Source organism: Halomonas organivorans (genome assembly GCF_014192055.1).
Lineage (GTDB): Bacteria > Pseudomonadota > Gammaproteobacteria > Pseudomonadales > Halomonadaceae > Halomonas > Halomonas organivorans.
The window spans coordinates 84,567-110,064 of sequence record NZ_JACHXM010000007.1; the positions used below are offsets into that span (position 1 = coordinate 84,567).

Annotated in this window: 21 protein-coding genes; 7 read left to right on the plus strand and 14 right to left on the minus strand. The window is 69.0% G+C overall.

What is annotated here, in order from left to right; genetic code table 11:
- Positions 1 to 12: 12 nt before the first annotated feature.
- From FHR96_RS09485 to FHR96_RS09495, 3 genes are all read right to left on the minus strand, one after another.
- Entirely contained in the window at positions 13 to 468 is a 456-nt protein-coding gene (locus tag FHR96_RS09485) for an aminoacyl-tRNA deacylase (protein WP_183387432.1), read from the minus strand.
- Positions 469 to 581: 113 nt separating this feature from the next.
- The gene (fusA, locus tag FHR96_RS09490) at positions 582 to 2,627 is read right to left on the minus strand and encodes an elongation factor G (RefSeq protein ID WP_183387433.1); all 2,046 of its coding nucleotides are present in this window, start codon (positions 2,625 to 2,627) and stop codon (positions 582 to 584) included.
- A 211-nt stretch (positions 2,628 to 2,838) separates the two neighbouring features.
- Positions 2,839 to 3,204 carry an SPW repeat protein gene (locus FHR96_RS09495; protein ID WP_183387434.1) on the minus strand — a complete coding sequence of 122 codons (366 nt, stop codon included), beginning with the start codon at positions 3,202 to 3,204 and terminating at the stop codon, positions 2,839 to 2,841.
- A 317-nt stretch (positions 3,205 to 3,521) separates the two neighbouring features.
- On the opposite strand from FHR96_RS09495, the gene FHR96_RS09500 reads away from it, so the two are divergent.
- Complete coding sequence (locus FHR96_RS09500; protein ID WP_183387435.1) at positions 3,522 to 4,802, plus strand: MgtC/SapB family protein; 1,281 nt, start codon at positions 3,522 to 3,524, stop codon at positions 4,800 to 4,802.
- Between the two features lie 30 nt (positions 4,803 to 4,832).
- On the opposite strand, the gene FHR96_RS09505 is transcribed toward FHR96_RS09500, so the two are convergent.
- On the minus strand, positions 4,833 to 5,705 hold the full coding sequence (locus FHR96_RS09505) for a LysR family transcriptional regulator (RefSeq protein WP_183387436.1): 873 nt from the start codon (positions 5,703 to 5,705) through the stop codon (positions 4,833 to 4,835).
- Between the two features lie 88 nt (positions 5,706 to 5,793).
- On the opposite strand from FHR96_RS09505, the gene FHR96_RS09510 reads away from it, so the two are divergent.
- The gene (locus FHR96_RS09510) at positions 5,794 to 6,543 is read left to right on the plus strand and encodes an NAD(P)H-dependent oxidoreductase (protein ID WP_183387437.1); all 750 of its coding nucleotides are present in this window, start codon (positions 5,794 to 5,796) and stop codon (positions 6,541 to 6,543) included.
- Between the two features lie 24 nt (positions 6,544 to 6,567).
- Here FHR96_RS09510 and pdxR read toward each other — a convergent pair whose 3' ends face one another.
- Positions 6,568 to 8,091: a MocR-like pyridoxine biosynthesis transcription factor PdxR gene (pdxR, locus tag FHR96_RS09515; RefSeq protein ID WP_183387438.1), complete on the minus strand. Its 1,524-nt coding sequence runs from the start codon at positions 8,089 to 8,091 to the stop codon at positions 6,568 to 6,570.
- A gap of 88 nt (positions 8,092 to 8,179) precedes the next feature.
- Between pdxR and FHR96_RS09520 the strand changes: the two genes are divergently transcribed.
- The 3 genes from FHR96_RS09520 to FHR96_RS09530 are packed head-to-tail and all read left to right on the plus strand — an operon-like array spanning position 8,180 to position 10,038.
- Positions 8,180 to 8,623, plus strand: a complete 444-nt coding sequence (locus FHR96_RS09520) for a GNAT family N-acetyltransferase (RefSeq protein ID WP_183387439.1) — start codon at positions 8,180 to 8,182, stop codon at positions 8,621 to 8,623.
- A gap of 28 nt (positions 8,624 to 8,651) precedes the next feature.
- Positions 8,652 to 9,284 (plus strand): FMN-binding negative transcriptional regulator, encoded by a 633-nt coding sequence (locus FHR96_RS09525; RefSeq protein ID WP_246392878.1) that lies wholly within the window; start codon positions 8,652 to 8,654, stop codon positions 9,282 to 9,284.
- Positions 9,274 to 10,038 (plus strand): GNAT family N-acetyltransferase, encoded by a 765-nt coding sequence (locus tag FHR96_RS09530; protein WP_183387440.1) that lies wholly within the window; start codon positions 9,274 to 9,276, stop codon positions 10,036 to 10,038. The genes FHR96_RS09525 and FHR96_RS09530 overlap by 11 nt, the downstream gene beginning before the upstream one ends.
- Before the next feature lie 9 nt (positions 10,039 to 10,047).
- On the opposite strand, the gene FHR96_RS09535 is transcribed toward FHR96_RS09530, so the two are convergent.
- Positions 10,048 to 10,941, minus strand: coding sequence for a LysR family transcriptional regulator (locus FHR96_RS09535; protein WP_379685113.1), 894 nt, complete (start codon positions 10,939 to 10,941; stop codon positions 10,048 to 10,050).
- 324 nt (positions 10,942 to 11,265) lie between these two features.
- Between FHR96_RS09535 and FHR96_RS09540 the strand changes: the two genes are divergently transcribed.
- Complete coding sequence (locus FHR96_RS09540) at positions 11,266 to 11,589, plus strand: hypothetical protein (protein WP_183387441.1); 324 nt, start codon at positions 11,266 to 11,268, stop codon at positions 11,587 to 11,589.
- A gap of 70 nt (positions 11,590 to 11,659) precedes the next feature.
- On the opposite strand, the gene FHR96_RS09545 is transcribed toward FHR96_RS09540, so the two are convergent.
- The 3 genes from FHR96_RS09545 to FHR96_RS09555 all read right to left on the minus strand — a co-directional run bounded on the left by FHR96_RS09545 (position 11,660) and on the right by FHR96_RS09555 (position 16,141).
- Positions 11,660 to 13,549: an ABC transporter ATP-binding protein gene (locus FHR96_RS09545; protein WP_183387442.1), complete on the minus strand. Its 1,890-nt coding sequence runs from the start codon at positions 13,547 to 13,549 to the stop codon at positions 11,660 to 11,662.
- A gap of 329 nt (positions 13,550 to 13,878) precedes the next feature.
- Complete coding sequence (locus FHR96_RS09550) at positions 13,879 to 14,886, minus strand: zinc-dependent alcohol dehydrogenase family protein (protein WP_183387443.1); 1,008 nt, start codon at positions 14,884 to 14,886, stop codon at positions 13,879 to 13,881.
- Positions 14,887 to 14,953: 67 nt separating this feature from the next.
- Positions 14,954 to 16,141, minus strand: a complete 1,188-nt coding sequence (locus FHR96_RS09555) for a M24 family metallopeptidase (RefSeq protein WP_183387444.1) — start codon at positions 16,139 to 16,141, stop codon at positions 14,954 to 14,956.
- Between the two features lie 137 nt (positions 16,142 to 16,278).
- Here FHR96_RS09555 and FHR96_RS09560 point away from each other — a divergent pair, with 137 nt between their 5' ends.
- A complete protein-coding gene (locus FHR96_RS09560) occupies positions 16,279 to 16,998 on the plus strand; it encodes a YebC/PmpR family DNA-binding transcriptional regulator (RefSeq protein WP_183387445.1) in 720 nt (239 codons plus the stop codon).
- Positions 16,999 to 17,518: 520 nt separating this feature from the next.
- On the opposite strand, the gene FHR96_RS09565 is transcribed toward FHR96_RS09560, so the two are convergent.
- The 5 genes from FHR96_RS09565 to FHR96_RS09585 all read right to left on the minus strand — a co-directional run bounded on the left by FHR96_RS09565 (position 17,519) and on the right by FHR96_RS09585 (position 25,497).
- The gene (locus FHR96_RS09565) at positions 17,519 to 18,292 is read right to left on the minus strand and encodes an META domain-containing protein (RefSeq protein ID WP_183387446.1); all 774 of its coding nucleotides are present in this window, start codon (positions 18,290 to 18,292) and stop codon (positions 17,519 to 17,521) included.
- A 76-nt stretch (positions 18,293 to 18,368) separates the two neighbouring features.
- The gene (gene dbpA, locus FHR96_RS09570) at positions 18,369 to 19,781 is read right to left on the minus strand and encodes an ATP-dependent RNA helicase DbpA (protein WP_183387447.1); all 1,413 of its coding nucleotides are present in this window, start codon (positions 19,779 to 19,781) and stop codon (positions 18,369 to 18,371) included.
- Between the two features lie 103 nt (positions 19,782 to 19,884).
- Positions 19,885 to 20,325 carry a DUF4399 domain-containing protein gene (locus FHR96_RS09575; RefSeq protein WP_183387448.1) on the minus strand — a complete coding sequence of 147 codons (441 nt, stop codon included), beginning with the start codon at positions 20,323 to 20,325 and terminating at the stop codon, positions 19,885 to 19,887.
- A 101-nt stretch (positions 20,326 to 20,426) separates the two neighbouring features.
- Entirely contained in the window at positions 20,427 to 22,361 is a 1,935-nt protein-coding gene (gene ftsH, locus FHR96_RS09580; protein ID WP_183387449.1) for an ATP-dependent zinc metalloprotease FtsH, read from the minus strand.
- 91 nt (positions 22,362 to 22,452) lie between these two features.
- Positions 22,453 to 25,497 (minus strand): EAL domain-containing protein, encoded by a 3,045-nt coding sequence (locus FHR96_RS09585; RefSeq protein ID WP_183387450.1) that lies wholly within the window; start codon positions 25,495 to 25,497, stop codon positions 22,453 to 22,455.
- Position 25,498: the final 1 nt, after the last annotated feature.

Here is a 25,498-nt window from a genome sequence, read left to right on the forward strand (position 1 = left end):
CATGACCGCCAGCTACATCGCCACCTCTGCCGGCTTCACGAGGCGCTCGAAAACACCGTAGGGCAGCTGCATCACCTCTCTATGACTGCCGGCACTGAAGGCAATCAGGTCGGCCTCGGCCAGGTGCGGCGAGACGAAGACCTCCATGTCGAAGAGGTTGCCGAAGGGCGGCATCGCCCCGGGCTCGCAGTCGGGAAAACGCTCGCTGAAATCGGCTTCCTCGGCCAGTTCGACGGAATGGGCACCCAGCGACTGGGCCAGTTTCCGCAGGTCGACTCGGTCGGTAGCCGGCAGCACCGCCAGGGCGAGGCGCCCATCGACGATGACCATGACGCTCTTGGCGAAGTGGCGGCCGGGCACATGGGCCGCCTCGGCGACCTCCTGAGCGGTGTAGGCGGGAGAATGCTGCTCGATGACATATTTCACGCCGTTCTCGTCGAGAAAGCGTTTGACACGTTCCATGGACATGGCTTTCACCCTCTCTTGGCTCTGGCTCGTTCAAGGGCCTGTGGATAAGTCTAGTCCGCGTCGCCCGACCAGGGGAGGATCAGACGACCCGTCAGCGCGCTCCCCTGCGCTGGCTAGGCGTCCTCCCGTTTTCTCCGGTGAGCCTGGATCAGCTCACGCTGCACGGGATCCGGAGCCGGTTCGTAGTGGCTGAAACGCAGGGTATAGCGCCCGCTGCCACCGGTCAGGGCATTGAGTCGCCTGGGGTAGTCGGCGATCTCGGCCAGTGGCACCACCGCCTGGATGCTGACCAGGTCGCCCAGGGTCCGAGTGTCCTGGATCCGCCCGCGGCTGGCGGCCAGGTCCGCAGTGAGATCGCCCATGGCCGAGCCGGGCCCCTCGACCTCCAGCTCGACCAGGGGTTCGAGCACCTGGGGGCCGGCCTCCTCCACGGCATTCAGGAAGGCCTTGCGTCCGGCGATGACGAAGGCGATCTCCTTGGAATCCACCGGATGGGTCTTGCCGTCCTCGACCACCACACGAACGTCCTGCAGCGGGTAGCCGGCGGCGACGCCCTCCTGCATGGCCTGGCGCACGCCCTTCTCCACCGCCGGCAGCAATGACGACGGGATGGCTCCGCCACGGATGGTATCGGCAAACTCGAAGCCGCTTCCCCGCGGCAGCGGCTCGACCCGCAGGAACACCTCACCGAACTGACCGGCCCCGCCGCTCTGCTTCTTGTGCCGGCAATGTCCCGCAGCCGAGGCACGGATGGTCTCGCGGTAGGCGATGGAGGGGGTACTGGTGTCCACCTCGATCCGATAGCGCTCGCTCAGGCGCTCAAGGGCCATGCGCAGATGCAGTTCGCCCTGCCCTCGCAGCACCGTCTCTCGGGTCGCCGAATCCTGCTCTACCCGCAGGCCCGGATCCTCCTCGGTCATTCTTGCCAAGGCCTCGGTGAGCTTCTGTTCGTCCCCATGGCGCCGCGTGTGGAGTGCCAGGCCGAACACCGGTGCGGGCAGCGCCACCGGACGCAGATGGATATGATCCTCGTCATGGGAGTCATGCAGCACGCTGTCGAGGCCGGCCTCCTCGACCTTGGCCAGGGCGGCGATCTCACCCGGCCCGCAGCGCTCCACCTCGAGGTGTTCCCGGCCCTGGAGGCGATACAGGGTGCCCACGCGAAAGGCCTTGCGGGCATCACCGGCAAACAGTCGGCTATCCCGGGTCACGGTGCCCTGGTGGACGCGAAAGACCGAAAGCTTGCCCAGGAAGGGATCGTGCTCGACCTTGACCACATGCGCCAACACATGAGCCTCGGGATCGGGGGCGGCGAGATACTGGTGGGTGCCTTCGGCGTCCTGGCGCAGGAAAGGCGGCGGATTGCCCTCCAGGGGGTTGGGCATCAGCCGTTCGAACACCGTCAGCAATTCCCGCACCCCGGCGCCGCTGGTCGCCGAGGTGAAGCACACCGGCACCAGGTGGCCCTCGCGCAGCGCCGCCTCGAAGGGCGCGTGGAGCTGCTCGGGGCTGAGTTCCTCGCCTTGTTCCAGATAAAGCGCCATCAGCGCCTCATCGACTTCCACCACCTGATCGACCAGCATCTCGTGAGTCGCCGCCACCGACGAGAAGTCGGCCTCGCCCTGGGGGGCGAAGAAACAGTCCACCACCCGGGAGGCTCCCTCGGCGGGCAGGTTGAGGGGCAGGCATTCGGCCCCCAGCAGCTGGCGGACGTCCTCGAGCAGCGCCTCGAGCCGGGCGGAAGCGGCATCGATACGGTTGATCACCACCAGACGACACAGCCCACGATCAAGCGCCCACTGCATCATGCGTCGGGCGGTGGTATCGACGCCGTTCTCGGCATCGATCACCACCGCCACCGTCTCCACGGCAGGCAGGATGGACAGCGCGGCCGCCTGGAAGTCGGTGTATCCCGGGGTATCGAGCAGATTGATCCAGACGTCGCCATATTCGAGCCCCAGCACCGAGGCACTGATCGAATGATGAAGGGTCTTCTCCTGGGCCCCGGCATCGCTCACCGTCGAGCCCCTCTCCACGCTGCCAAGCTGCCCGATGGCGCCGGCCGCCGCCAGTAGCGCCTCGGCCAGGGTGGTCTTCCCCGTGCCCGCCTGGCCGGTCAGCGCCAGGTTGCGAATCCGCTCGGGAGATCGTTCACTCATGGCCCATGCCTCTCCGTGAACTCGTCGCTCGTCGCCTACCTATCCAAGTTAGCAGGCCGACGGACGGCGGCGGCGTTAGTGAGTGGTAAGTGGCGAGTGGCGAGTGGCGAGTGGCGAGTGGCGAGTGGCGAGTGGGGGCAGACGGCGAGTCCCAAGCGAAAGAGGGGAGGCCATGGCCTCCCCCCTTGTCTTTCCCGTGACGTCGCGGATATCAGGCGGCGTGGCCGCCGTGATGCCTCATGTCGATGAGACTCCAGATGGCGTCGCCGCCTACCAGCACCCCCATGATCACGCTGTTCCACAGCGCCAGCGGAGCATCGGCGAAGCCCAGCGCGAACGGGGCGGCGATCAGGCAGACCCCCAGTACCGCGCTGACGCCTTCTTCCCACATCCGGGGCTTCATGATTTCGGCGACGGCGAAGCCCGCCACGATCAGGCCCAGGATCACCGCGCTCCACATGGCCATTCCATTGGCAACGGCCGTGAAGCCGAGCACGAAGGGAGACACCACCAGCCAGGCGCCAAACAGCAGCATCAGCCATTCACGCCAGTGAGTCCTCAGTTCCTGCGTATTCATGACACCCTCCCCCGGAAATCCGGTTGACCAGGCCATGTCGGCACCCCAAAAAGGGTGCCTCATCTACAAGATTATAAGAGGCTTTCCAACGTTTTCCACACGCTGTGGATAAGTCATCAGGGAAGCTCGATATGTGCCATGGGGCCCGGTGCAGGCCCGTTTGGGGCCTCCTGCCAAGGCCGGCGACTCGCCGTCTGCCCCCGTCCATCGAATGGCAAGCATGGCGTGGCGACTTTCCCACCCTGCCTCGAGCACCCAGAATATAAGTCAGTGTTTTTGCATCGATCCCGAATGATCACGACGAGAGCGGCCCGGCCATGGAAGAGCTCACCAGCCAGTTCATTACCAACAACGAAACGGCCATCCGGTTAACGGTGGCCCTGTTGCTGGGGGCTCTGATCGGGATCGAGCGCGGCTGGGTCGCCCGAACGCGAGACGCCGGCGAACGCATCGCCGGGATACGCACCCATGCGCTGGTGGGGCTGCTCGGCGGCATCTCCGCCCTGCTCTCGACGACCGTCACCGAATGGGCCTTCCCCTTGATATTCCTGTCCGTGGCCGGTTCCGCCCTGGTGGCCTACCGGGCCCGCATGCCGCTCAGCCAGGATTACAGCATTACCGGCCTGATGGGGTTGCTGCTGACCTTCTGTTTCGGCGCCATCGCGGTGGCCGTCGACCTGGCCCTGGCCACCGCCTGCGCGGTGGTGACGGCGGTCATCCTCGACAACAAGCGGGAAATCCACGGCCTGCTGAACCAGCTGCAGTCCCACGAGATGGATGCCGGCCTCAAGCTGCTGCTGATCTCGGTGGTGATGCTGCCGCTGCTGCCCGACCGCGCCATAGGCCCCGGGGCGGCCCTCAATCCCTACGAGATCTGGTGGATGGTGGTGCTGGTCGCGGCGATCTCCTTCGTCGGCTATTTCGCCATCCGCCTGGGGGGGCCGGAGAGAGGCGTTCTGTTCACCAGCCTGTTCGCCGGGCTCAGCTCCTCCACCGCCCTGACCCTGCATTTCGCCCGGCTGTCGCGGCAGCACCAGGAATTCTCGCCACTGCTGGCGGCCGGCATCCTGATCGCCTGCGGCACCATGTTCCCGCGCATCATGCTCTACTGCCTGGTCATCAATCCGGCGCTGATCGCGCCGCTGGCGCTTCCGGTGACGACGATGGCCGTGCTGCTATATGTGTCAGCGCTGCTGATCTGGCGCTCGCACCGTCGCGCGGCCAAGGTCGACCGGCCGGCACTGAACCAGAATCCCCTGGAGCTGCGCATGGCGCTGCTGTTCGGGGTGCTGCTGGCGATCATCATGCTACTCGGCCACTGGCTCCAGGACTGGCTGGGCAATGCCGGGGTCTACCTGCTGGCGGCCACCTCCGGGATGGCCGATGTGGGGGCCGTCACCCTGTCGCTGGCCCGACTGTCCCACGGCACCATCGCCCCGGACACTGTCGTCCTCGGCATCGTCATCGCCGCCTCGGTCAACAACATCATCAAGGCGGGCATGGCCACCGGCCTGGGAACGCGAGAGCTCGGCCAACGCGTCGTCCTGCCCATGGCGGTATCGCTGCTGACCGGCCTGGTGCTGGCCTGGTGGCTATGAGGCCGACATGGCCGCCGACGCCCGGCCGACTCAGTCGACGCCCTCGCCGCCCAATCGAGAGACGCGGGCCTCGAGCGCCTCGGCGAGGTGCTCCATGAAGGCCTTGACCCGCGCCACTCGGCGCAGGTCGGGGTGGGTCAGCAGCCACAGGCCGGTGGCGAGCTCGGGGATCGGCGCGCCGAGACGCTCGAGGGCCGGCTCGGCATCGGCGAGGTAACAGGGCAACACCGCCCGGCCCAGCCCGTCGCGCACCGCCGAGAACATGCCGAGCAGGGTATCGATGCGACAGGCCGCGCCCGGAGTGCGGGCCGCCATCCAGGCCTCAAGGGCGGCGTCGCCCAAGTGACGGTCGGGCCCCACCCAGGCGCTCTCGGTCGCCGCCCCGCGACGCACGTAGACCGCCTGGGCGATGTCGCCCAACCGCCGGCCGACCAGGTGCTCCGGCGGCGAGCGGGTCGGCCGCAACGCCAGGTCGGCATCGCGCCGCGAGAGGTTGAACAGCTGGTTGGAGACGGCGATTTCCAGCTCGATCGCCGGATGTCGTTGTCGAAAATCGGCCAGGATCGGCGACAGCAGCCCCATCAGCAGCGTATCCGTGGTGGTCACCCTCAGCGTTCCCGACAGCCGCAGGTCCCGCCCTGCCAGGCGGCGCTCGGCCCGCGCCACCTCGGCTTCGACGCGCCCCGCCGCGGCCGCCAGCTCCTCGCCGGCCGGCGTGGGCACATAGCCGGACCGCCCGCGTTCGAACAGGCGTACGCCCAGGCGCCGTTCGATGGTCCCCAGCCGCCGGAAGACCGTAGCATGGCTGACGCCCAGCCGGCGTGCCGCCCCGGACAGCGACCCCGTCTCGGCGATCGCCAGGGCCACCCTCAGATCGTCCCAACCGAGCCCCTGTTCATCCATGCAAATTCCATTTGAAATAATGGGGAATGTTCGTTCACTGATGCAAAGACTAGCCTGCCGGGACATTCCCTGCGACCCGGAGGCCGCCATGCGAGTCCTGATCGTCCACAGCCATCCCGAGCCCCGCTCCTTCAACGGCGCCATGACGGAGACCGCCGCCGACACCCTGCGCCGCCTGGGCCATGAGGTAGAGGTCGCCGACCTCTACGCCGAGAACTTCGACCCGGTCGAGCGCGCGGACCATTTCGCCCCGCGCGCCGCGCCCGAAAGCTTCTCGGCGCTGACCGAGCAGCGCCACCACTTCGAGGCCGGCACCCTCCCCGACCCGGTGCAGCGCGAGCTGTCGCGGCTGCTGCACGCCGAGCTGGTGATCTTCCAGTTTCCGCTGTGGTGGCACGGCCCGCCGGCGATGCTCAAGGGCTGGTTCGACCGGGTCTGCGTCTACGGCGGCCTCTACTCCGGCAGCATGCGCTACGACCGCGGACGCCTGGCCGGCGTACGAGCGCTGTGCGCGGTGACCACCGGCTCGCCGGCCGCGGCCTTCTCGCCGCGGGGCCGTGGCGGCGACATGGCCACCCTGCTGTGGCCCCTGCACTGCTCGCTCTATTACCTAGGCATGACGGTACTGCCGCCCCAGGTGGTCTACGGCGTCCAGGGCGGTGGGCTGCGCTACCAGGACGAGGCCGGTTTCCGCGCCCGGCTCGAGGACGAAAAGGCCGCCTGGGCAGAGCGGCTGACGCGGCTCGATACGGAGTCGCCGATTCCCTTCAGCGGCTGGCAAGACTGGGACGAGGAAGGCGTGCTGCGCCATGACCATCCGCTCGCCTGGCGCCCCTGAGTCCGATGGAGGAAGACCGCGGCATCAGCCTGGCACGTTGGTAGCTGCCGCTCGCTCCTCGACCAGCGCCAGCCAGGTCTCGGCAAGCCAGCGGCCGGCGCGCCGGATCTCGTCGTCGCGGGTGCCGGCGTAGCCCAGTACCAGCCCTGGCCTTCCCGGCGCCTCCAGATAGAAGCCCGACAGCGGCGACAGGGTGACGCCTGCCGCCGCACCGCGCGCGACCAGTTCCGCCTCCAGGGCCCGGTCGCCAAGCCAGGCCACCAGATGCATGCCGGCCTGCCCCTGCGACAGCTCGAGCCCCCGCGCCACGGCCGGCGCCAGCACCCGGCGCAGCAGCGCCTGACGCCGGCGATAGCAGTCGCGCATCCGGCGCACGTGGCGCGAGAAATGGCCGGCGGCGATGAACTCCCCCAGCGCCGCCTGCACCGCATACTGCCCCTCGCGATGCAGGCGGGCATTGGCGCGCCGGAAGGGCTCCACCAGGGACTCGGGCAACACCAGGTAACCGAGCCTCAGCCCCGGATAGAGCACCTTGCTGAGCGTACCGACATAGATCACCCGTGCCGACTCGCTGAGCCCCTGCAGGGCGGCGATGGGGCGCTGGTCGTAGCGGAACTCACTGTCGTAGTCGTCCTCCACGATCCAGGCACCATGCGTCTCGGCCGCCTCGAGCAGCGCCAGGCGCCGCGCCAGGCTCATGGTCACGCCGCTGGGATACTGATGGGAGGGCGTCACGTAGATCAGCCGCGGCGCCGCATGACCGGAAGGCACCCGAGCGGGATCCAGGCCCTCGCCGTCCACCGGGACCGGCACCAGCGCGAGGCCGGAGGCATCGAAGCACGCCTGGGCGCCGCCGTAACCGGGCTCCTCCATCCACACCGTGTCGCCGGCATCGGCCAGCATCCGAGCGATCAGCTCGAAGCCCTGCTGCGCCCCCTGCACCACCAGCACCTGCTCCGGACGACAGCGCACCGAGCGCGACAGCCGCAGATAGTCGCACAGCACCTCACGCAGCGCCGTCACGCCGCCCTGGGTGCGGTAATCAAGCCACGCGTCGGGGGCACGCCGCTGGTGGCGCCTGAGCAGCCGCTCCCAGAGCTCGCGGGGAAAGCGGTCGAGGGCCGGCACGCCCGGCGGGAAGGCTTCGTGATGGCCGCCCGAGGCAGCACTGAACCTCAGCAGGCGCTCGCCGCGGGGGGACAGCGCCGCCCGCGGTGCGCCACCGCCCGAGGCCTCCTCGGCCGGTGCCTCGATACGACCGAACGGCAGGTCGGCGACGAAGGTGCCAGCACCGGGACGGGGCTCCAGGAAGCCCTCGGCGACCAGCTGGTCGATGGCATCCAGCACGCTGTTGCGCCCCACGCCCAGCTCGCGGGCCAGCCGGCGCGACGACGGCAGCCGACAGCCGCTGGCCAGGCGCCCCGACTGCACCCAGCTGCGCAGCGCTCGATACAGGCGGCGAGCCAGCGGCAGCGAAGAGGTTCGGGTCAGCTCGATGCCCAGCGCCTCGCCGACCCAGTCGGCGTGCACGGCGGCAACCGGTTCCATGATTTTCCCCATAACTGGTTCTTACCAGGGAACCACTATGCCCACAGACTCAGACGGTGTCACCGTTGCCAACAGAAAGGAGATCACCATGGCCATCCGTCACGCCCGTCTCGCCGACGTCGAAGCGCTCGGCGATCTGCTCGATGCCTACCGGGTCTTCTACGGCCAGCCCAGCGACCCTGACGCCGCCCGCCGCTTCGTTGCCCGGCGCCTGGGACTGGGCGACTCGCACCTGCTGGTGCACGAGAACGACCGCACCCTGGAAGGCTTCGTCCAGCTCTATCCCTCCTTCAGCACCGTGCGACTCGCCCGGCAATGGCAGCTCAACGACCTGTTCGTGGCGCACCAGGCCAGAGGCCGAGGCATCGGCCGGGCCCTGATGCAGGCCGCGGCCGAGCTGGCCCTGGCCGAAGGGGTCCACCATCTGAAGCTGGCCACCGGCATCGACAACCGGACCGCCCAGTCCCTGTACGAATCCGAAGGCTGGCAGCGCGACCGGGCGTTTCATCACTATGCCCTGAGCCTCGGCTAAGCACACGGCACACTCACGGAGCCCCCCCATGACCCGACCCCGCGATACCCGCATGCCGCTGGCACAGGCCCAGGCGCTGATCGATGCCCACGGCTTCGCGAGCCTGGTGGACGACAGCCTGCAGGCCAGTCACCTGCCGCTGGTGCTGGCGCGCGACGAAGGCGATCTGGGCACCCTCTACGGCCACTTCGCCCGCGCCAATCCCCACTGGCAGGGGCTGGAGGGCCGGCGCGTGCTGGCCATCTTCCAGGGCCCCCACAGCTACGTTTCCCCCCGCTGGTACGCCGCCAGGCCGGCGGTGCCGACCTGGAACCATGCCACCGTGCATGCCGGCGGCACCCTGGAACGGCTCGACGACGACGCCACCCTGACGGCACTCGACGCGCTGGTGGCCAAGTACGAGCCCGAGCTGCTCGATGAACCGGACATCATGAGTCCCGCCTATCGCCAACGACTGCTCAAGGGCGTCGTCGGCTTCCGGATCCGCCTGGACGAGCTGCAGGGCAAGGCCAAGCTGGGATTGAACCGTTCTCGGGAGGACCAGGCCGGCGTGCTGGCCGGCCTGGCCGACAGCGCCGACCCGCTGGCCCGGCAGCTGGGGCGCTATACCGAACGCTATGCCAAGACCCTGATCGAGACGGAGAGCGAGAATGACCACTGATACCCCTGGCACCTCGACGCGTTCACGGACGCCCTTCGGCCAACCCGTTGGCGAGGCGGTGCCCGGCTGGCAGGGAGCGACGCCGCTCCCGGACGCTACCCTCACCGGCCACCGGGTGCGCGTCGAGCCGCTGGAGACCGACCGCCACGGCGACTCACTGCATGCGGCCCTGGGCGAGGCGGGAACGGCGCCCGGCGACGCCGCCGAAGCGCGCTGGACCTACCTCGGCGGTGTCCCCTACCGGGACAGGCGCGGCTTCGACGCCTGGCTGGCCGAGCGGACCGACAGCCGGGATCCGCGGTTCCATGCCATCGTCGAGCGGGCCAGCGGCCGAGCGCTGGGAGTGGCCGCCTACCTGAACATCGTGCCCGAGCAGGGCAGCATCGAGGTGGGTCACCTGCATTTCTCGCCGCGCCTGCAGCGCACGCCGGCCGCCACCGAGGCCATGGCGTTGATGATGCGGCACGCCTTCGCCCTGGGCTATCGCCGCTACGAGTGGAAGTGCGATGCCCTCAACGCCCCGTCACGGCGGGCCGCCGAGCGGCTGGGCTTTCGCTTCGAGGGCGTCTTCCGCCAGCATCGAGTGGTGGCCGGACGCAACCGGGATACCGCCTGGTTCTCGATTCTCGACGGCGAATGGCCGGCGCTGGAAGCGATCCTCCAACGCTGGCTGTCGCCGGACAACTTCGATGCCGAGGGGCGCCAGCGAAGCTCGCTGTCGGCACTGACGGCCCGCCCGTCCGCCCTGGACTGACCGCAGCCGCTAGCCGCTGGCGGTGCCGAAGGCCTCGACCACGCGCGTCGCCAGGGCCTCCCCGGCATCGCCCAGCCCCTGCCGACGCGCCAGTGCCAGCTGGTAATCCCCCAACGGCGGCAGGGCACCGCCGTCGATCCGACGCAGCGGCGGGCGCACCAGCCCCAGCGGGAAAGGAGCGACCGCCAGGTCGGCCAGCATGGCGGCCTCCTGCCCCGCGCAATGCTCGCAGGTGTAAGCGATCCGATAGCTCAGACCGGCATGGTCCAGGGCATCCAGCGCCGCCTGGCGCCACGGGCATCCCTGATGGGCCAGGGCCACCGGCAACGGCGAGCGCTGGGCGGCCATCCCGCCCTCGCGCCCGGCCCACACCAGGGGTTCGCTGTGCACCCATTCGACCGGCATCGAGGGGTCCTGGGTGCCGGCGGTGCACACCACCAGGTCCAGTTCGCCGGCGTCGAGGCGCGCCAGCATTTCCCGGCTGCTGCCGACCACCACGTTGACTTCCACGGCCGGATGCGAGCGGGCGAACTGCGCCAGGATGCCGGGCAGCGTGCGCGCCCCGACGTCATCGGTCGTGCCGAGACTGACGCGCCCCTCCAGGGAAGGCGCCAGGAACTGGGTCACCGCCTCCTCGTTGAGACTGAGCAACCGCCGCCCATAGCCGAGCAGCAGCTCGCCTTCCGGCGTGAGGCGTACCCGGCGCGCCTCGCGAACGAACAGCGACTGCCCCAGGGTCTCCTCGAGGCGCTTGATCTGCATGCTCAGCGCCGAGGGGGTGCGAAACACCTGCCGAGCGGCTCGGGTGAAACTGCCGCTCTCGGCGATCGCCACGAAGGTGCGCAGTACGTCGGTATCGAGCAACGGCAGGGGCGCTCGTCCCTCGGCCGGCATAGGGTTCATGGCCAAACCTTTCAGATAAATTTAACGATCAATGTAGTGCTTTTCGTTGGATTGATCAATTCTCCCACACCATGCTGTTTCCCAGAGAAGGCGACATCGCCTCTCGCGCCGACTCGGCGCTCCTCAACCACCGAGGGACGGGCCGATCGGCGTCACGACAGGGCCGGAGGGAAAGGGACGCAGGGAAAAGGCCAGAGGGAAAGGCAGCAAGGCCCTGAGTCACGACGCCAAGACATTGCCCCGGCCAGCCATCAGCGCAGCACGATGGCGCACGCGACGGCTCGAACGAGTCCGCTGGTGCCATTCCTGCCAAGGGAGTGAGAGATGAGTCAGTACCAACCGCTTCATCGCCTGGAAGAGACGACCGATCGGCCGGCTCCGGAGACATGGCCGCCACTGTACATGCCGGCCATGCCGCCGCTGGGCGCGATCCGCGCACTCGAAGCCTGGTGGCAGGCCCGGCGCCGGCGTCGGCACTTGCGCCAGAACCTGCGCCGCCTGCTGGCCTGCGACGATGCCACCCTCGAGGATATCGGCTACCGCCGCGGGGATATCCACCGGGCGCTGCGCCTGCCGCGCACCCAGGATGCCCTGGACGCCCTGCACCGCGTCGAGGCACGCCATCGCCAGGAAGAGACGCCGTCCTGACCCTCGAGTGCCGGCCCCGGGCGCCACGAGACGCCAACGCCCGGGACCGGCCACACCGATGCCGCCGGGGCTATTCGACGCGGGCGGAGGCCTGGCGTTCGTCCGCCTCGTCTTCGCATTCGAGTCCCAGGAAGCCGCCGGACTGGCGCCGCCACAGCGCCGCATACAGGCCGTCGCGGGCCAGCAGCTCGCGGTGGCTGCCGACCTCGACGATGCGCCCCTCGTCGACCACCACCAGCCGGTCCAGCATGGCGATGGTCGACAGCCGGTGGGCGATGGCGATCACCGTCTTGCCCTCCATCAGCGCGTAGAGCTGCTCCTGGATGGCGGCCTCGACCTCGGAGTCGAGCGCCGAGGTGGCCTCATCGAGCACCAGGATCGGCGCGTTCTTGAGCAGCACCCGGGCGATGGCGATGCGCTGGCGCTGGCCGCCGGAGAGCTTCACGCCGCGCTCGCCGACGTGGGCGTCGAGGCCGCGCCGGCCCTGGGGGTCCACCAGCTCGTCGAGGAAGCTGTCGGCATGGGCCTGGTGCACCACCCGCATGATCGCCTCGTCGTCGGCGTCCGGGCTGCCGTAGCGAATGTTGTCGCGCACCGAGCGGTGCAGCAGCGAGGTGTCCTGGGTGACCATGCCGATGTGGCGGCGCAGCGACTCCTGGGTGACCCCGGCGATGTCCTGGCCGTCGATGACGATGCGTCCGCCCTGCAGGTCATAGAAGCGCAGCAGCAGGTTGGCCAGCGTCGACTTGCCTGCCCCGGAGCGTCCGATCAGCCCGACCTTCTCGCCCGGGGCGATGGTCAGGTCAAAGCCGTCGAAGACCGGCCGCGCGGGCGCCGCCTCGGGCCGCTCGTAGCCGAAGCGCAAAGCCTCGAAGCGGATCTCGCCGCGCGGCACCTCGAGCTCGCGGGCATCGGGGGCGTCCTGTACCGCGGGCTCCCGGGCGATGGTGTTGATGCCGTCCTGCACGGTGCCGATGTTCTCGAACAGGCTCGCCACCTCCCACAGGATCCAGTCGGACATGAAGCGGATGCGCATCACCAGGGCGATGGCCACCGCGATCACCCCCAGCGACACCAGCTCGAAATACCAGGCGCCGATGGCCAGCGTCGCCACCGAGGCCAGCAGCAGCGAATTGAGCACCGTCAGCGATACCGACAGCCAGGTGGCCAGACGCATCTGGCGGTGCACCGTGGCCATGAAGCCTTCCATGGCGTCGCGGGCGTAGGCCTGCTCGCGGCGGCGGTCGGCGAACAGCTTGATGGTCTGGATGTTGCTGTAGCTGTCGACGATGCGCCCGGTCATGCGCGCCCGGGCGTCCGCCTGGGCCATGGAGACACGGCGCAGGCGCGGCACGAAGATCCTCATCAGGCCGGCATAGCCGGCCAGCCACAGCACCAGCGGCGTCACCAGCCAGGGCTCGGCGCTGCCCAGCATCCACATGGCGCCGACGAAGTAGACCGCCACGTAGACCAGCAGGTCCATCAGCTTCATGACCGTTTCGCGGATCGCCAGCGCCGTCTGCATCACCTTCTGCGACACGCGCCCGGCAAACTCGTCCTGGAAGAACGCCATGCTCTGGGCCAGCATCTGGCGATGCGACAGCCAGCGGCCGAGCATCGGGTAGTTGCCGAAGATGCCCTGGTGGGTCAGCAGCGAACGCAGCAGCACCAGCAGCGGCAGGCCCACCAGCACCAGCGCTGCCAGCCCCACCAGGCGCCAGCCGTGGACGGCGAAGAAGCTCTCCCGATCGGCGACGGTCAGCCAGTCGACCAGTTGCCCCATGCTGTGGAAGAACACCAGCTCCACCGCCGAGACCATCCCCGAGACCAGCGACATGGCCACCAGCAGCCACGCCACCGGCCGCGAGTAGAAGCGGATGAACGGCAGCAGTCCGCGCGGCGGCACCCCCATCTCGTGCTCGGGATAGGGGTCGACCAGGGTCTCGAAGAAACGGAACATCAGCACCTCCCTTGCAGCGCGAATCGGCCACGGCCCTCAGCATGCGCGCGCCGCCGACACCCGGCAAGGGCGCGGCGGCGCTTGTATGTCTCAGCACAATGCAGGGGCGTCGGGGACAGGTCGTAGAGGGGGTCCTATGCCATGGGTGAGGAGGCCCCCTCCGAACGGGCTGGTCATGGATGACCAGCACCGGTCCTGCAAGCAGAGCAGGATGCGGGAGCGCCGCAGGGCATCGGTGGCGCCCATGGAAGGGTTTACAGCGCCCCCTTGTCGGTCCGGCGCTCCGGGACCTGTCGCCGAATCAGCCCCGAGCAATGCCCTCGCAAGAGTTACCAGGTCAGGCAGATCTTGCCGAAGTGGCGGCCCGCTTCCTGGTGGCGGAAAGCCTCGGCGATCTCCTCCAGCGCAAACTCGCGGTCGATCACCGGCCGGAGGTCGCTCGCCTCGATGGCACGGATCATCTCCATCTGATGGCGCCGGCTGCCGACGATCAGCCCCTGGAGGCGTGCCTGCTTGGCCATCAGCTTGGCGGTGGGCACCTCGCCGCCGCGACCGGTCAGCACGCCGATCAGCGAGATGTGCCCGCCGATGCGCACCGCCTCGATGGACTGCGGCAGGGTGCCAGGGCCGCCCACCTCGATCACGTGGTCGACGCCGTCACCGCCGGTCAGCTCCTTCACCTTGCGCCCCCACTCGGGCTCGTCGCGGTAGTTGATGACGTGCTCGGCGCCCATCTCGCGCAGCTTCTCGAGCTTGGCGTCGGACGACGAGGTGGCGATCACCCGCGCGCCCATCATCCGCGCGAACTGCAGGGCGAAGATCGACACCCCGCCGGTACCCAGCACCAGCACCGTGTCGCCGGCCTTGAGGCCGCCATCGACCACCAGCGCCCGCCAGGCGGTCAGTCCCGCGGTGGTCAGGGTCGCCGACTGTGCGTGGGACCAGCCCTCGGGCTGGCGAGTGAACCAGTGGGCGGGGCGCACCACCCGCTCACGGGCATAGCCATCGACGCCGTCCCCCGGCACGCTGGTGAAGTCGCCGATGCGGGCCGGCCCCTCCAGCCAGCTTGGAAAGAAGGTGGAGACCACGGCATCGCCGACGGCGAAGTCGTCGACGCCCTCGCCCACCGCTTCCACCACGCCGGCACCGTCCGACATCGGCACACGGCCGTCCTCGGTGGGCATCTTGCCGGCCACCACGCCGTAGTCGTGGAAGTTGAGCGAACTGGCGTGCAGGCGCACGCGGATCTCGCCCGGGCCGGGCTCGCCTGGCGCCTCGTGCTCCTGGAGTTCGAGGCGATCGAGCCCGCCGGGGGTCTTGAGTGTCACGACCTTCATGCTGTCTCCTTCGCGGATATTGATAGCCGACTAACAGGATAGTCGATGGGGGTCGAGCCCGACGACTTCAAGCCCGCTCGTGCAGTTGCCAGTCGTTGTCGGTGAGCGGCTCGCCGCCGTTCGGAGTGACGCGCACGGTGTCGCTGATGCCGATGCCGAAGCGCCCCGGCAGCCGCGGGCACAGCGGCAGGTGGAAGACCATGTCGGCCTCGAAGGCCCGCGCCTGGCCGCGGGCGATGAAGCCGGTGCCCTCGACCCAGCTGGGCGGGAACTGGGCGCCCACCGAGTAGCCGAAGACGCCGGAAAAGAACGCCCGATCGGCCACCGATGCCAGCGCGGCCTCGCCGATCCGGGCCGCGTCGTCGAAGGTATTGCCAGGCCGCATGGCCCCGCACAGCGCCTCGAAGACGGCCCGGCAGGCATCGCGCAGCTCGCGCATCTCGGCGCTGGCCCGGCCGGCCACCGCGGTGCTCATCATCGGTGCGGTGTAGCGCTCCCAGGCCGAGCCGAATTCCAGGAACACCGGCTCGCCCTCGCCGATCACCCGCCGCTTGTGGTTGACGTGGATGGTGCCCGAGCGCGGCCCGACGGTGACGATGGGCTGCAGGCTCATGAACTCGCTGCCCGCCGCCAGCATCGCCCGGGCGCCCTCGGCCGCCACCGCACCGTCGGTCACCCCGGGGGCGATCACCTCACGGGCGGCGCGGATGCCGAGCCCGGTGATGCGTGCGCTCTCGCGCAGGCAGTCGAGCTCCAGCGGGCTCTTGACCAGGCGCAGCGCATCGACCAGGGCCCCGCCATCGTCGCGAAAGCGCTCGGCCCCCAGCCGCGCCTGCAGCGGCGCCAGCACCCCGTGGCGCAGCCCGGCGCTCATCGGGTCGAGGCCGATGGTGCGGTGCGGTGCCAGGGCGTCGGCCAGAGGTTCGATCACCTCCTCGAGGTTTTCCCAGCGATAGCCGAGCACCTCGTCCACCCGGGCGGTGACCACCGCCGGGCCGGTCTCGATGGAGGGCACCTGCAGTACCAGGCACCGCGCGTCGACCACCAGGCAGGCGTGCACCGAGACCTCGAAGGTGTGGTAGCCGGTGAGGTAGTAGAGGTCGGCGGGATCGGTGAGCAGCAGCGCCTCGAGGCCGGCCTCGGCCATGGCCTCGCGCAGCCGTCGGCAGCGGCCGTCGAGCTCGGCCTCGGGGACGGGAAGTTCGCTGCCGGCAAGGCGCTCGGCGAGGGCACGGCGATAGGCATGATGGTCCATGTGCAGACTCCACGGGTTGGCCTGAGGCCAGTGTAGTCGGGCCCTGGGCGAGTCGCGGCGGGGAAAATCAGGGCTGTCACCGAAGCCCGCTGTCTCGTAGAATCCAGAGCCGAGAATAGTCGCAACAGGACAACACAATGGGCAGGGCCTTCCAGAACCGCAAGGAATCCATGGCCAAGACGGCCGCCGCCAAGACCAAGGTCTACAGCAAGTACGGTCGCGAGATCTACGTCTGCGCCAAGCAGGGCGGCGTCGACCCCAACGGCAACCTGTCGCTGCGCGGGCTCATCGAGCGCGCCAAGAAGGACCAGGTGCCGTCCCACGTGATCGACAAGGCGCTGGACAAGGCCAGCGGCGCCGGCGGCGAGGACTTCGAGCCAGCGCGCTACGAGGGCTTCGGCCCGGGCAACGCCATGGTCATCGTCGAGTGCCTGACCGACAACCCGAACCGCACCATCGGCGACGTGCGCACCTGCTTCAACAAGTCCAAGGGCAAGCTGGGCACGCCGGGCAGCGTCAGCCACATGTTCGACCACTGCGCCATCCTCGCCTTCGAGGGCAGTGACGAGGAGGCCGTGCTCGAAGCGCTGATGGAAGCCGACGTCGACGTCACCGACATCGAGAACGAGGACGGTCACATCACCGTCTTCGCCCCGCACACCGAGTACGCCAAGGCCAAGCAGGCGCTGATCGACGCCTTCGGCGAGCTGGACTTCGAGGTCGACGAGATCCAGTTCCTGCCCCAGGGCACCACGCCGGTGGAAGGCGACGACGTGGCACAGTTCGAGAAGCTGCTGGACATGCTCAACGACGTGGACGACGTCCAGAACGTCTACCACAGCGCCGAACTGCCCTGAGTCCGTCGGCGCGCGACGCCGCACGCCAAGGCGCTATGGGCAAGAAAAGAAAGGTGCATCGCCAATCGGCGTGAAGCCATTGCCGAGCCCGGTTTGGCATGGTGGGAGCCACTGCCCAGCCCAGTACGGCATGGTGAGAGTGCTTTTCGTGGGAGCGCTGCTCCGCAGCGCGATCCGCCGCGCAGCGGCGGCGCTAGCGGCACCGCTGCAGGATCTCCCCCGGGCGCCTATCGGCGCCTTTCGCCCAATGAATTGGGCTTATATGGCCCCCCCACGAAGACCTGCTCGGTGGCGCTGATCCGCTGAAGGGGCTTCAAAGGAGATTCTCTGTTGCCCGTCAAGCCTTGATGGGATCTGGAGCGCCGGACCGAGTGCCCCACAACGGTATTCACGCCAAACCCAAAGAAAGCGGCCGGCTCCTCGGGGGGCCGGCCGCCTGTCGTTGAGCGTAGTGTCAGGTCAGTGCCGCACCCTGAACGCTAGAGAGCCGCCAGCACCTCGCCGGCGGCCTCTCGCGACCTCAGGTCAGGTGGCGCACCTCGAACCGTGCCATCACCTCGCCGTCGGCATCCAGGAGTTCGAGCCGGTCCGCGCGCAGCCGATAGCCGGCCACCTGCTCGAGCATGGCCAGGAAGCGAGGCTCGAGATCGTTGCCCGTCATGCAGGCCATGCGCGTGGCCGCCACGCGGCCGATGCTCAGGGCCTCGCCCTCGCGCTGATAACCGCCGGTCAGGCGGTTGCAGCCACCGAAGCCGGTCAGACGCTGCTGCTCGCCGTGGAAGACCAGGTGCGGCTCGCGCACGCCCTCGGCCACCTCGACCGCCTCGCCATCCAGCTCGATCAGCTTCCAGTAGCTGTCCTCCAGGGTCTCGGTGACGAACGACGGGGTGCGTCGCAGGCGATAGTCCAGCGTGGAGTCGATCTCGTGACCCTCGAGGTCGAGCATTTCCAGGCTGCCGCCCTGAGCCTCGATCCGCCACTGGCGCGGCCCCTGGTCGCCACCGTTCAACGTCAGGATGTCGCCGCTGGCGTCCAGCGCCCACTCGCCCCGCTCATGGAAGCGCCGCCCCTCGCCGGCCCCGAGATAGGCCGTCTTCAGGGTATAGACCCCGTCGGGGAACAGCGAGAGGTGGTAGCGGATGCCGGCGCAGTCGGCGCAGGGCAGCTCGCCGCGGTAGCTCGCCGGCAGCTCGCCGAGCGCCGCTTCGGCGTCCGGCGAGCGCTCCAGGGCGGCGCAGCCCGCCAGCCACAGCGCCAGAAGCAGGAAATAGGTGAGCTGGAAGAGTCGTCTCATGGGTCATCATCCTGTTTGATGAGTCAAAAATCATGCGTTCGACCAGCATAATCCCCTAACGTTCGCCGTCAGGCCGTCAACCGCTAATGCGTCGGGCGCGGAAGGTGCGCCCCTTCAGGCGGCCGCCGTTCAGCTGCGCCAGAGCGGACTCGGCCAGCTCGCGCTCGACGGCAACGTAGGTGCTGCGGGCAAGCACCTTGATCTTGCCGATTCGCGCCCCGTCGAGGCCGCCCTCGCCGGTGAGGGCCCCGAGGATGTCGCCGGGGCGGATCTTCTGCTGCTTGCCGGCGCCGAGCTGCAGGGTCTCCATCGGCGCACGCAGCGGCATCGACTCGCCCCGCAGGCGCGGCAACGCCTCGGTCTCGAGGGTCTGGCCGAGGAAGGCCTCGAGCCGTTCCAGTCGGTGCGCCTCGTTCTCGCCGACCAGCGTGAAGGCCGCGCCCTGGTGGCCGGCCCGGCCGGTACGCCCGACCCGGTGCACGTGCACCTCGAGCTCCCGGGCGATGCGGTAGTTGAACACCGCGTCGAGCTGGGCGATGTCCAGCCCCCGGGCCGCCACGTCGGTGGCCACCAGCACCGAGACACTGCGGTTGGCGAACAGCACCAGCAGCCGGTCGCGGTCCTTCTGCTCCAGGTCGCCGTGCAGCGCCAGCGCACTGATGCCCGCGTCGTCCAGGGCGGCGGCGAGCTCGCGGGTCTCCTGCTTGGTGTTGCAGAACACCACGCTGGAAGTCGGGCGCCGGTGCAGCAGCAGCAGGCGCAGGGCCTCGAAGCGCGCCGCGTCGTCCGCCACCCGGTAGAAATGTTCGCGGATGGTGTCCTCGTCGTGGGGCTCCTCGATCGAGATCGAGATCGGGGCGCGGGTTCGCTCCTCGGCCAGCGGGCGCACGCTGTCGTCGTAGGTGGCGCTGAACAGCCAGGTCCGGCGGCTCTCGGGGGTCGCGGCGATGATCGCCTCCAGGGTCGCCTGGAAGCCCATGTCGAGCATGCGGTCGGCCTCGTCCAGCACCAGGGTATCGAGGTCCGACAGCGCCAGGCTGCCCTTGCGCAGGTGCTCCTCCACCCGGCCCGGGGTGCCGACAACGAGATGGGCGCCATGGGCCAGCGAGGCCAACTGCGGCCCCTGGGGCGCGCCTCCGCACAGCGTCAGCACCTTGATGTTGGGCAAGCCACGCGCCAGCCGGCGCAGCTCCTCGGCGACCTGATCGGCGAGCTCGCGGGTCGGGCACAGCACCAGCCCCTGCACCCGGAAACTGGCCGGCACAAGCCGCGACAGCAGGCCCAGACCGAAGGCCGCGGTCTTGCCCGAGCCGGTCCTGGCCTGGGCGATCACGTCGCGCCCGTCGAGCATCACCGGCAGGCTCGCGGCCTGAATCGGCGTCATCTGCCGGTAGCCCAGCGAGTCGAGGTTGGCGAGCAGCTCGGTGGAGAGAGGCAAGCGGGAGAAAGCGCTGGCAGAGGCGGCTTCAGAGGAGTGGGCATCAGTCACGGGATGGACCTGTCTTAAACGGCTTGAAAGCGGGAGAGCGACGCTACCCAGTTGCCGCCTTCGGGGCAAGTGGAAGAAGCGTCGCGTGCGCCATCGCCGCCGCCTACTCCACGTGAATGGTGATGGGGTCGGAGGCTACCGTCGGCTCGAAGCTCAGGTGACGATAGTCCAGGAACAGCAGCTGCAGGGTGTGATCGCCGGGCGGCAGCTCCAGGGTGGTCTGGGTCTGGCCGCCGCCGAAGTGGCGTGTCTGCTCGGTGGACGGCAGCGGCGCCGAGAGGTCCACCTCGTCCAGGGGCGTGTCGATCAGCAGGTGATGGTGGCCGGTGTTCTCCGCCTCGGTGCCGGCCGGGGCCACCCCCATGCCTTCGAGCCCCATGCGAACGGTGACGGGCCCGCTGACGGTCGCGCCGTCCTCGGGGGTGATGAAGTAGACCGAAGCCCCCTCGGGAGCCGCTGCGGGTTCCATCTGGGCCTGGGCGGCGGATGCCAGCAGCGCACTGCCGAGCAGCAGCCCCGACAGGCCGAACATGACGCGACGCATGATGATACCTCCTGTATCGGTGACACGATCGAAGCGTCTCCGTCCGCCTGACAAGGCGACACCGGACACGCCACCGCCAGTGTAGCAGCGGCGCGGCGCTCTCAGGGAACCAGGCCGTCGTCCGGCGCCGCGGACTCACGATCCAGACACGCCTCCAGCAGCTGGTGGATGGCCTCGGCCTCCAGGGTCTCGCGCTCGGCCAGCGCCTCGGCCAGGCGTTCGAGCGACGGGCGATGGCGTTCGAGCAGCTCGCGGCCCCGCGCCTCGACCTCACCGAGCAGGCGCCGAATCTCCGCATCCACCAGGCTGGCGGTCTCCTCGCTGTGCTCGCGGGCCTGGGCCATCTCCTTGCCGAGGAAGACGTGCTCCCGACTCTGGGCGAACACCACCGGACCGACCCGCTCGCTCATGCCCCAGTTGGCCACCATCCGCCGCGCCAGACGGGTGGCCTGCTCGAGATCGTCCTGGGCCCCGCTGCTGACCTCGCCGAAGACGATGGCCTCGGCCAGGCGACCGCCGTACATCACGGTGAGGCGATCGCGCAGGTAGGCCTCGCCAAAGGTGAAGCGATCCTCGGCCGGCATCTGGGCGGTCACGCCCAGGGCCTGGCCCCGCGGCAGCACGGTCACCTTCTCCAGCGGGTCGGCATGGGGCAGCAGGTAGGCGAGCAGCGCGTGTCCCGCCTCGTGATAGGCGACCCGGCGCCGCTCCGCCGCGGAGAGGGCGACGTCCTTGGCCTCGCCCATCAGCACCCGATCGCGGGCCTCCGACACGCAGGACCAATCGACGATCGACTGGCCGCGGCGCCCCGCCAGCAGCGCCGCCTCGTTGGCCAGGTTGGCGAGATCGGCGCCGGAAAAGCCGGTGGTGATGGCCGCCAGCCGCGCCAGGTCGACATCGTCGCCCAGCGGCATGTCTCGGGTATGCACCGCGAGAATCGCCTCGCGGGCCTGGCGATGGGGCAATTCCATCACGATCTTGCGATCGAAGCGTCCCGGCCGCAGCAGGGCCGGATCCAGCACGTCGGGCCGGTTGGTGGCCGACAGCACCACCACCGCATGATGCGGCTCGAAGCCATCCATCTCGGAGAGGATCTGGTTCAGGGTCTGCTCGCGCTCGTCGTGCCCACCGCCCATGCCGGTGCCGCGCGCCCGGCCGATGGAATCCAGCTCGTCGATGAAGATCACCGAGGGCGCCTGGTCCTTGGCCTGCTTGAACAGGTCGCGCACCCGTGCAGCCCCCACGCCCACGAACATCTCGATGAACTCCGAGCCGCCGATGTTGAAGAAGGGCACCCCGGCCTCACCCGCGACCGCCCGGGCCAGCAGCGTCTTGCCGGTCCCCGGTGGCCCCATCATCAGGATGCCGTGCGGCACCTTGGCGCCCAGGGCCCGATAGCGATCGGGCCGCTTGAGAAACTCGACCACCTCCATGACATCGCGCTTGGCATTCTCGGAGCCGGCGACATCCTCCATGCGCACCCCGCTCTCCTCGGCGCGAATCTGGCGGGCCCGGGACTGGCCGAGGCCGAAGGGGCCGCCCCCCGACATCAGGCGCTGCTGCATGCGATTCCAGAACCAGAACAGGAAGCCGAGCAGCAGGATCCAGGGCACCACCAGCATCAGCATGCGCTGCCACCAGGGCGGCTCCTCCGGGCGCGCGACGATCGCCACCCCCTGGGCCTGCAGGCGGTCGAGCAACGCACGGCCCTCCAGGGTCGGGCGAGTGGTCTGGAAGCCCTCCCCGGCGGCCAGGCCGCGCGCGGCGCTTGCCTGGTCGGTGAAGGTGCCGGTCACCGACTGGCCGCGCAGGGTGACCGTCGCGACCCGCCCCTGATCCACCTCATCGAGGAACTCGGAGTAGTTGAGCTCGACGCGATCCGGCTGCTGCGATGTCTCGACCAGATTGACGACCACCAGCACCACGATGGCCATCCACAGGAACGTCAGCCACTGTGGCGGCGTGCGCGGACCTCGCCCGTTACCATTGGGCGGGCGGTCGCTATCGGGAGCCTGGTTGCGGTCCGCTTTCGCCATACGCGCCTCGCGCAGGAAAGGCGCCTCATCTGCGCCATCGCGGCCGGGTCAGATCCGGCCACGCTCTCCCCCAACATAGCCCATGACGCCGTCATATCCGCGATCCCGGCACGCCACTGACGCGCCGCAGCGTCGCCATCAGCTGCTCTGGCGACTGGGGGCGACCCAGCAGGAACCCCTGAAGCTCGTCGCAGCCGCGTTCCGCGAGGAAGCGCCGCTGGCGTTCGGTCTCGACACCCTCGGCCAGCACCCGGAACCCCAGGTTGTGCGCCATGTTGATGATGGCCGCGAGCAGGATCTCGTCATCGGCGTCGCCGGGCACATCGGCCAGGAAACTGCGATCGATCTTGAGCAGCTCGATCGGCAGGCGCTTGAGATACGCCAGCGACGAGTAGCCGGTCCCGAAATCGTCGATGGCCAGGCCCACCCCCATGGCGCGGATCTGATGGAGCACCGGCAGCACCCGATCGATGTTGTCCATCACATGCGTCTCGGTCAGCTCCAGCTCCAGCATGCGCGGCGAAAGCCCGGCCTGGCGGATCGCCGCATGGATGTCCCGGATCAGGTCATCGGCGTGCAGCTGTCGCGGCGACAGGTTGACCGACACCGGGATCGCGCACCCCGCCTCGGCCCAGGCGGCGGCCTGCCGGCAGGCCTCGCCGAGCACGAAGCGACCGAGTTCGACGATCAGCCCGGAGTGCTCGGCCAGGGGAATGAAGGTGCTCGGCGGAACCAGGCCGCGCGTCGGACTCTGCCAGCGCAGCAGCGCCTCGGCGCCCACCACTCGATCGCCGGAGATGTCGAAGCGGGGCTGGAAGCACACGAACAGCTCGTCACCGGCGGCCAGGGCGTGGTGCAGTCCCGCCTCCATGCGCAGGCGGACCTGGTGACGCTCGTCGATGGCCGGCTCGAACACCATCGCTCGCTGCCGGCCCTGGGCCTTGGCCTCGTACATGGCCTGGTCGGCGTAGCGGATCAGCATCTCCGCGGACGCCTCCTGCGAGGGGGCCAGGGCGATACCCAGGCTGGCGGAGGAGAAGCAGCGGGCCACGCCCAGCTCATAGGGTTCGCTGAGTGCGTCGAGGATGCGCTGGGCAATGGCCATGGCCGGCGCCTCCTGGCCGACGCCCTGCAGCAGTACGGCGAATCCGTCACCGCCGAAGCGCGCCACGGTGTCGCGCGCCTGGGTACAGGTGCGCAGGCGATCCGCCACCTGGCGCAACAGCTCGTCACCCAGCGGATGACCATAGCGGTCGTTGATGTCCTTGAATCGGTCCAGGTCGATGAACAGTACCGACAGCGACGCTTCTCCCTGCAACGCCTCGTCGAGGCGCAGCGTGAACAGGCTGCGATTGGCCAACCCGGTCAGGCTGTCGTACCAGGCCAGCCGCTCCAGGCGCTGCTCGACGACTTTCAACGAGGAGATATCGCTGAACAGCAGCATGTGCCGCCGGCATTCATCCTCCGACGGCAGCGAGGCGGCCGAGACCAGCACCGGCAGCCTTTCGCCCTCCCCCGTCATGAACTCGCATTGGCCCTGCCAGCGCCGCTCGTCTGCCAGGGCCCGGGCCACCTCGGGATGATGCAGCAGGAAATCGCGTATCACGCCGGTGGCATGCGCGGCCGGCCGAGCGCTCATCTCTGCAAAGGCCCGGTTGGTCAGCAGCGCGCGGTGGCGCGCGTCGAGCACGATGATCGCCTCGGCGGTCTCGGCGAACACCTGCTGGGCGAGCTGCAGCTGTTCCTGGGTCTGGCGCAGGTCGGTGACGTCGGTCGCCACCCCGCCGATCAGGTAGGCCTCCCCGCGATCGTCGAGAATCGGAAACTTGGTGACCAGGTAGTGACGCGTCCCGTCGGGGGTCGGCAGGCTGGCGTGGTACTGGACCGGTTCGCCATTCTCGATCAGATGCCGGTCGGTGCGCGTGGCCTGCGCCGCCACCGTCTCGTCCAGCCGATCGGTCACGCGGGTGCCGACGAGGGCCGAGGGCGTCCCATGTACCGCCCAGGCATAGCGGTCGTTGACCAGCCGATAGCGATCCTGCCGGTCCTTGACGAAGATCAGGTCCGGGGCATGCTGGATGATGCCGTCCAGGTACTTGTCGCGCTCCCGAATGCGCTGCAGCATGGTCTCGAAGGCCCGTCCCACGCGGTTGAACTCCTGGAAACGCCCGCCACGAAACGGCTTCGCCGTGCCGCTCTCGGGCACCGCCTCGGCGTAGCGCACCAGGTCGTCCAGGGAACGAGCGGCCAGACGCCGCAGGAGCACCATGGCCCCTACCCCGACCACCACCACCAGCAATGCGGCGTACATCAGGCTGTCGAGGTAGGTATCGCGCAGCGCCAGGAAATCGTCATCGGGCAATAGCAGGGCAGCCCGGTAGGTGTCGCTGTCACCGATCTGCAGGGAATAGCCGTGCAGGATGCCCTCGGGCATGAAGGTGATCGGATCGTCGCGGTCGACGAGTGCCGCGGGCGTCACGGCCACCTCAGCGGCCAGGCGCGCATCGACGGGCCGACCATCGACACCCAGGGCGACGGCCCGAGCAGCGAACAGTCCCTGCAACTCATGGGTGAGCCAGAAGCCGTCGTCGAGGACCACGAAGGCGTGCAAACGGCCGACCACCCGTCCCAGGGAAGGCTCGACGATCGGCAGGATCAAGCGCAGCAGGCTGTAAGGTTCACCCTGCCAGCGGGTATTCAGGGTGGTCCAGCGTTCCAGGGGCGCCGGCATCCTGCTCAGCGCGTCCAGCGGCAGCGACGGAACCAGCAAGCTGGCGCTGACGACACGATGGCGCTGGTCGTCGCGTTCCACTACCAGGGCATCGATGTGCGAGGCCTGACCGTCATCCAGCAGCCCCTCGAGCACGCCATCCACCCGTTGCGGCGAGCCCTCGCTCAACGCCGACACCAGTTCGGCCCGCTCGGCGATACCCTGGCTGTATCGCCGTATGCCCGCAAAGCGGGTCGCAACGACTCGCTCCAGGATGCGCCGATACTGGGCATGATCCTGTTGCGTTCGTTCCAGCAGCGCCTGGCGAGATCCCAGGTAGGCGGTAGACAACAGGGTCACGGCCACCACGGCCAGCAACACCAGCAGCAGTGCCAGCATCAGCCGCGAGAAGCGCCAGGCCCGCACG